This is a genomic window from Rhodococcus sp. P4_B6, from assembly GCF_056402215.1.
On record NZ_JBFUHV010000283.1, the window covers coordinates 1 to 7292 of the forward strand.

Annotated in this window: 7 protein-coding genes; all 7 read right to left on the bottom strand. The window is 68.1% G+C overall.

Features of this window, described 5'->3' with window-relative positions; all coding sequences use genetic code 11:
• The coding region (locus AC1DWT_RS48385) for a hypothetical protein (RefSeq protein ID WP_477925989.1) at nucleotides 1-274 on the bottom strand (274 nt) is incomplete at its 3' end.
• Between the two features lie 60 nt (nucleotides 275-334).
• The gene (locus AC1DWT_RS48390) at nucleotides 335-1060 is read right to left on the bottom strand and encodes an aspartate/glutamate racemase family protein (protein ID WP_072951021.1); all 726 of its coding nucleotides are present in this window, start codon (nucleotides 1058-1060) and stop codon (nucleotides 335-337) included.
• Nucleotides 1061-1072: 12 nt separating this feature from the next.
• Nucleotides 1073-2596: an NCS1 family nucleobase:cation symporter-1 gene (locus tag AC1DWT_RS48395; protein ID WP_072951018.1), complete on the bottom strand. Its 1524-nt coding sequence runs from the start codon at nucleotides 2594-2596 to the stop codon at nucleotides 1073-1075.
• A 206-nt stretch (nucleotides 2597-2802) separates the two neighbouring features.
• Nucleotides 2803-4146 (bottom strand): allantoinase AllB, encoded by a 1344-nt coding sequence (gene allB, locus AC1DWT_RS48400; protein ID WP_072951016.1) that lies wholly within the window; start codon nucleotides 4144-4146, stop codon nucleotides 2803-2805.
• On the bottom strand, nucleotides 4139-5536 hold the full coding sequence (locus tag AC1DWT_RS48405) for an NAD-dependent malic enzyme (protein WP_206013485.1): 1398 nt from the start codon (nucleotides 5534-5536) through the stop codon (nucleotides 4139-4141). Before AC1DWT_RS48405 ends, allB begins: the two co-directional genes overlap by 8 nt.
• A 44-nt stretch (nucleotides 5537-5580) precedes the next feature.
• Nucleotides 5581-6636: an allantoicase gene (gene alc / locus AC1DWT_RS48410; RefSeq protein WP_206013486.1), complete on the bottom strand. Its 1056-nt coding sequence runs from the start codon at nucleotides 6634-6636 to the stop codon at nucleotides 5581-5583.
• A partial coding sequence (locus AC1DWT_RS48415; RefSeq protein WP_477925990.1) for a glycerate kinase occupies nucleotides 6633-7292 on the bottom strand: 660 nt, incomplete at its 5' end. The genes AC1DWT_RS48415 and alc, both read right to left, overlap by 4 nt.

Below are 7292 nucleotides of genomic sequence, written 5' to 3' on the forward strand. Positions count from 1 at the left end.
TCTCCGTCGGGATGGTGTTCACATAATCGGTCGACGTCAACGCCGGCAGAGCGACGTGCTTCTCCCCGGCCCGCTCGAGCATCCGCAACATCAGATACCGGGCACGAGTCGGACCGGACCGGTCCAACAAACCATCGAACGATTCCAACCACTCCGTGGTCTCATCCGGATCGATATCCGGCAGATACGACGCAACACCCTCACGGATGACGTGGGAGCCCGCGCGGGGGCGGTCGGCGGAGGTGGTGGTCTGTTCGAGCAAGGGATACTCCATCGTTGCGGGCGCGGGGTCGGGCGCCTGTGTGTCCGCCCGGGGTGAGGGCGGTGTGAATGACTAGGGCTTCGCGAGCGGCCATCCCGTGATCCGCTTGGGACGCGGGGGCGCGTACGTGCGCACCTTCGAGGTCGAGAGTCCCAACCCTACAAGAGATTCCGCCAATTTCACAGCGGCACTGACTCCGTCGACCACGGGAACACCGGTGCGCTCACGGATTTTGTCGTCGAGTCCGGCCATGCCGCCGCAGCCGAGGCAGATCACCTCGGCCTTGTCTTCACGCACGGCGGCTTCGGCTTCGTCGACGATCGCCTCGATCGTGCGTTCGGGGTCGGTTTCCAGTGCGAGGACGGGCAGACCGCTGGCGCGCACGCTCGCGCACTTGGCGTCGAGACCCGCGAGCCGGAGCCGGTCTTCGATGAGCGGCACGGTTCGGTCGAGGGTGGTGACCACGGAGTACTTGTGCCCCAGCATCATCGCGATGCTCGCGGAGGCCTCGGTGATGTCGACGACGGGGACGTCGAGCAGTTCCTGCAGACCCTCCCTGCCGTGTTCGCCGTATCCGGCCTGGATCACCGCATCGTAGGGTTCGGGGTACGACCGCACCCGGTCCATCACCGCGATCGCGGCGAGGTAGCTCTCGAAGTTCCCTTCGACGGATTCGGCACCGATCTCCGGTGTGAGCCCGACGATCTCGGTTCCGGGTGCTGCCGCGGCCTCGGCCTGCTTGGCGATGGCGTCGGTGATGGACGTGGTGGTGTTGACGTTGACGACGAGAATGCGCATCGAAATCTCCTGTCAGTGGTCGCCGTGGCCGCTGTCCACGGCGATCGACTCGCCGGAAGCGTCCACGTAGTGCCGGGTCCGGTCGCCGACGACGGCGTAGATGGCTGCCGCGAGACCTGCTCCGATGAACCACGAGAAGGGGGCGACGAGATGGAAGGCGGGGACGATCGCGAACAGGGTGCTGACCACGGCGGCGGGAACGAGGGCATAGATCGCCCGCAGATTGAATCCCTTGCGGTAGTAATAGGTTCCGGTGGGGCTGTCCGAGTAGAGGGCGGGGACGTCGACCTTGGTGCGGCGGATGAACCAGTAGTCGACGAAGATGATGCCGAACAGGGGTCCGAGGACGGCGCCGAGGCCACCGAGGAAGTAGTTGATCACCACCGGGCTGTCGTAGAGGTTCCAGGGCAGCAGGACCACGCCGATGCAGGCGCTGATGATGCCGGCCTTGCGGAAGCTGATCTTCTCGGGGGCGAGGTTCGACAGGACGTACGACGGTGCGACGAAGTTCGCCATGACGTTGACGGCCATCGTGACGATGACGAGCGCGAGGCAGGCCAGCGACAGGAACAGGGTGTTCGGGATCGCGGCGACGATGTCGGTGGGGCTGTCGATGATCGTCCCGTCGATCTGGAACTGGGCGCCGCACAGGATGAACGCGATGACGGCGAACGCGAGGACGTTGACGAACAGGCCCCAGAAGTTGCCGCGCACGACGGCGGTCTTCGACGGGGAGCGTCGCGAGAAGTCGCAGAAGTTGAGGATCAGGGTGCCGTAGATCGACATCCACAGGGCCGCGCCCGCGAAGACCTGCCGCCACATCTCCCCGCCGGATGCGGGCTTGTCGGACGCCCAGGCGACGGAGAAGTCGGTGCGGAACAGCATCCACAGCGCCAGGGAGCCGACGGTGACCAGGATCAGCGGGCCGGCCAGGCTCTCGAATTTGCGCACGGCCTCCATCCCGTAGACGAGGACGACGATCTGGATCGCCCAGATCCCGATGAAGCAGATCCATCCGAGGCTGGACAGTCCGAGGATCGAGTTCTGATCGAATCGGCCGAGGGACGGCGCCACGGCGACGAGGAAGATCCGGAAGACGATCGACGCGAGGTAGGTCTGGATTCCGAACCAGACGATCGCGATGATCGCGCGGACGACCGCGGGGATCTGGGCCCCGCGGATGCCGAAGCTGATCCGGCTCATCACGGGAAACGGCACGCCCGTCTTCTGCCCCATGAATCCGGCGTAGGTCATGGCGACGCAGACGATGACCGCGCCGATCATGAGCGACAGGATCATGTGGCCGCCGCCGAGTCCGAGCGCGAACAGGCCGATGGCGAACGAGTAGTTGGCGATGTTGTGGACGTCGTTGGTCCACAGCGTGAAGATGCTGTAGGAACCCCAGCGACGGCCTGCGGCCTTCGTCGGTGCCAGGTCCGCGTTGTAGAGTTTCGGACTCGTCGTCGTGTGACGGCCGGCGGCGGCAGTGTGGTCGACGGTGGTGGTGTGCCGCGAGACTGTGTCGTCTATGAGCATGTGCCTGTCCTTGCGTGGCGGCGAACTAACTTCCGTATCACGGAAAGCTTGTTCCATTGGTCCCTCCAAGTGTGAGCCAGGCAACAGTGGCCGGTCAATGATTTCCGCAGGATATATCTTGGTGCCGCACCGCCCCGAACACGACAAACCCGCTGCCGCACTGGATATTTCGTTCCAGTGCGACAGCGGGCGGGGTCGCGGCGGGGTCAGGCCAGTCCGCGACTGAGCAGCCGTCCGCGGGGTGCCTCGTCGAGGTCGATCCGTTTTCCGGCCAGCCAGGTGCTGCGCACGACGCCGGCGAGGGCACGCCGGTCGTACGCGGAGACGGGATTCTTGTGCTGCAGGGCGGCCACGTCGACGACGAAGGCCTCCTCCGGCGCGAACACCGCGAAATCCGCCGCGTACCCGAGCGCGATGTGCCCTTTCGTGTTCAGCCCGACCTGCTCGGCGGGGTTCTCCGCCATCCACCGGACCACGTCGTTCAGGGTGTGCCCGCGACGCTTGGCCTCCGACCACACCGCGGACAGCGACACCTGCAGCGACGCGATGCCGCCCCACGCGACCCCGAAGTCGCCGATGTCGAATCGTTTGAGGTCCACCGTGCACGGGGAGTGGTCGGTGACGACGCAGTCGATCACACCGTCGGCGAGGCCCTGCCACAGCAGTTCCCGGTTCCCGGCTTCACGGATCGGCGGGCAGCACTTGAATTGCGTTGCTCCCGAGGGAATTTCCTCGGAGACGAACGACAGGTAGTGCGGGCACGTCTCCACCGTGAGCTTCACGCCGTCCTTGCGGGCCGACGCGATCATCGGCAGCGCGTCGGAGCTCGACAGGTGCAGGATGTGCACCCGGCACCCCGTCCACCGGGCCAGCTCGATGACCTCCGCGATGGCGAGATTCTCGGCGCCCCGCGGCCGCGAGTCGAGGAAGTCGGCATAGTTCTCGCCGCCCGGTGACGTCGCGCGGTCGATCGCGTGTGCGTCCTCCGCGTGCACGATCATCATCGCGCCGAAACTCGCGATCTCCTTCAGCGCCAGTTCGAGCTCCGCCGGATCCAACGGCGGGAACTCGTCGACGCCGGAGTGCAGCAGGAAGCATTTGAACCCGAACACGCCCGCGTCGTGCAGGGCACGCAGGTCCGGGACGTTGCCCGGCACGGCGCCGCCCCAGAACCCGACGTCGACGTAGGCCTGATCGGACGCGACCCGGCGTTTGACGTCCAGGGCCGCGGCGTCGACGGTCGGCGGGATGCTGTTGAGCGGCATGTCGACGATCGTGGTCACCCCGCCGGCGGCCGCGGCGCGGGTCGCGCTCGCGAAACCCTCCCATTCGGTGCGGCCCGGCTCGTTGACGTGCACGTGGGTGTCGACGAGACCGGGTATCAGCACTTCGTCGTCGCCCAGTTCGACGACGACCTCGGCGTCGAGTTGGGCCCCGTACGGTTCGATGACGACGATCCGGCCGTCGCGCACGCCCACACTGCGCGCGACCTCCCCTGCCGAGGTGATCACCCGCGGGGCACGGAACAGCAGATCGAGCGGATCAGACATCGTCGTCACGACCTGCGCCGGCGACACCACGCACCGCTGCCGCCACGGCCGGGGCGACGGCCGCGTCGAACACGCTCGGCACGATGTAGGTGGGGTTGAGCTCCGACGGGGACACCGAATCGGAGATCGCCCGGGCGGCGGCGATGAGCATGTCGTCGGTGATCTCGACGGCGTGGGCGTCGAGCAGACCCCGAAACACGCCCGGGAATGCGAGCACGTTGTTGATCTGGTTCGGGAAGTCGGACCGACCGGTCGCGACGACGGCAGCGTGCTGTCCGGCGGCGACGGGATCGACCTCGGGGACCGGATTCGCGAGGGCGAACACGATCGAGTCGGGACCCATCGTCGCGATGTCGTCGCCCGTCAGGATGTCCGGTGCCGACACACCGATGAACACGTCGGCACCGGCGAGGGCATCCTGCAGCGACCCGGACCGGGCCTCGGGATTGGTGTTGTTCGCGATCCACGAGCGGAACGAGTCGGACGTGTCGTCGGGCGAGAGGATCCCGTTCCGACCGCACGCCACGATGTTCGTCGCCCCCTGCGCGACCAGCAGGCGGATGATCGCGTGCCCGGCGGCGCCGACACCGGAGACCACGATCTTCACTGTGTCGAGGCTCTTCTCGACCACCCGCAGCGCATTGGTGAGTGCGGCGAGGACCACGATGGCCGTGCCGTGCTGGTCGTCGTGGAACACCGGGATGTCCAGCATGTCGCGGAGCCGGGCCTCGATCTCGAAGCAGCGCGGGGCGGAGATGTCCTCCAGGTTGATTCCGCCGTACACCGGGGCGAGGGCCCGCACGATCTCGACGATCGCGTCCGTGTCCTGGGTGTCCAGGCACACCGGCCACGCGTCGACGTCCGCGAACTGCTTGAACAGGGCCGCCTTGCCCTCCATCACGGGAATCGACGCGGCGGCACCGATGTTGCCCAGCCCCAGCACCGCCGAACCGTCGGAGACGACCGCCACGGTGTTGCGCTTGATCGTCAGTCGTCGTACGTCCTCGGGGTTCTCGGCGATCGCGGTGCAGACCCGGGCGACACCGGGCGTGTACGCGCGGGACAGGTCGTCGCGGTGCTTGAGCGGAACCTTCGGCACCACTTCGAGTTTCCCGCCGAGGTGGAGCAGGAACGTGCGGTCGCTGACCTTGCCCACCACGACGCCGGGCACGTCCGCGATCGCGGACGCGATCTGCTCGGCGTGCTCGACGTCGGACGCGTCGCAGGTCACGTCGATGACCATGTGGTCGGGGTGGCTCTCGACCACGTCCAACGCGGTCATGGCGCCCTTCACGGAGGCCACCGCCCCCGCGAGGGTCGACGTGGTGCCTGCGCCGACCGGGGCCGTGACGCGAACGGTGATGGAGTAACCGGGACTGGGGTTGGGCATGGGTGTTTCCTCGGGTTCGTCGAAGGAGTAGGGAGTGCGCTCGATCAGCGGGGCGCCTGGTCGGCGACGAGTGCCTGATGGGTCTGCGGAAGCGCGTCCCACCAGGTGCGTCGCGTCTCCGCCAGTGCCGTCTCGTCGAGATCGCCGAACAGCCGCAGCCGGGACAGGCCACCGTCGGGGTAGACGTCGAGTCGCAGGTGGGTGGCCGCGGCGGCGGCGTCCAGAACGAACCGGTGCCGGGTGTCGGGTTGCACGGCCGTGCGCGGCAGCAGTTCCGTCCAGGCGCCCTCGTCCGCGATGTCGGCGGTGCGCGCGTCGGCGGTGCTCAGCCGCACCCAGCCCGGCGCGTTCCCTACGTAGTAGCTGGTGTCGATCTCGACGTGCCGGGGGCGACCGGCCGCGGCGAGCGAGAACACGGCGAAGTCGTTGCCGCCCCCGCGCCGCCGGGAGTTCTCCCAGCCCTCCCCCATGTTCCGGGCCCGGCCGGGAAGGATGATGTTGGCGGGCGAGGCGTAGAACGCGTCCGAGCAGCCGACGAGGCGGCCACCGTTCTCCGCGGCCAGCAGGTCCACGGTCCCGTCCAGGAACCGGGGGTCGGGCACGACCTCACCGTGTACACGCAGACGCGCGACGCCGCCGTCGGGGTAGATCGAGAGGCGTACGTGCGTCCAGCGGTGCCGGTCGGCGACCGCGTACGTGTTCTCCTTGTGTCCCTCGGCCGGGGACTTCTCGACGATGGTCTGCCAGTCCGCCTTCATGACGTCCTCGATGGACGGATAACCCTCGATCGACGCCGCCTCGATGGAGACGAAGGGCGGGTAGTTGCCCTTGAAGTGCGCGGTGTCCACGACGACGCCGTGGATGATGCCGGCGGAACCGAGGCGGACGATCGCGTAGTCATGGCCGTCGTCGCGGCGGCGGCGGGTCTCCCAGCCGTCGTAGACCTTGCCCTTGTGCCCGAAGTCCGCGGGGTCGAAGAACGGGGCCTCCGCCTTGATGAGGTTCTCCCGCTGCGCGAACAGTTCGTCGTTGGCGGCGGAGACGCTCCCGCCGAGGGCTCGCGAGGCGAGGTCGGGCAGGGCGGTGAAATCGGAAGTCATGATTCTCCTCGTGTGCTGAGTGTTGCGAGTTCGTCGGACGATGCGGCGATCGTGCGGCCGATCCGGCGCAGGAGTTCCGCGGCATGTCCGATCGATCGGTGAAGGTCCGGTTCCAGGTCCGCGAGCGCGTAGGCCGCGGAGATGCCGGAGCTGTGTAATTGTGCGTCGCTGAGCTGATTTCGGCCGCAGACGGCGAGGACGGGGATTCCCGCCCTCCGTGCCTCGGTCGCGACGCCGATCGGGGCCTTGCCGTGCAGGCTCTGCTCGTCCAGCGACCCCTCGCCGGTGATAACGAGGTCGGCGGCGGCGAGTCGCCCGCGGAAGTCGACGAGGCCGAGGACCGTGTCGATGCCGGGCCGGATGTCCGCACCCAGAACCGAGATCGCGCCGAACGCCGCCCCGCCCGCGGCGCCCGCCCCCGCGGCCCGGCTGTCATCGCGGCCCGTCGCGGCGCGCACGACCTGCGCCCACCGGGTCATCGCGTCCTCGAGAACGACGAGTTGTCCGGCCGCCGCGCCTTTCTGGCCCGCGTACACGGCGGTGGCGCCGCTCGGGCCGAGGAGCGGGTTGTCGACGTCGCAGGCGAGCCGGAAGTGCGCCGCCCGCGCCGCCGGGTGCAGACCGGTGACGTCGACCCGGGCGGCGTGGCGCAGTGC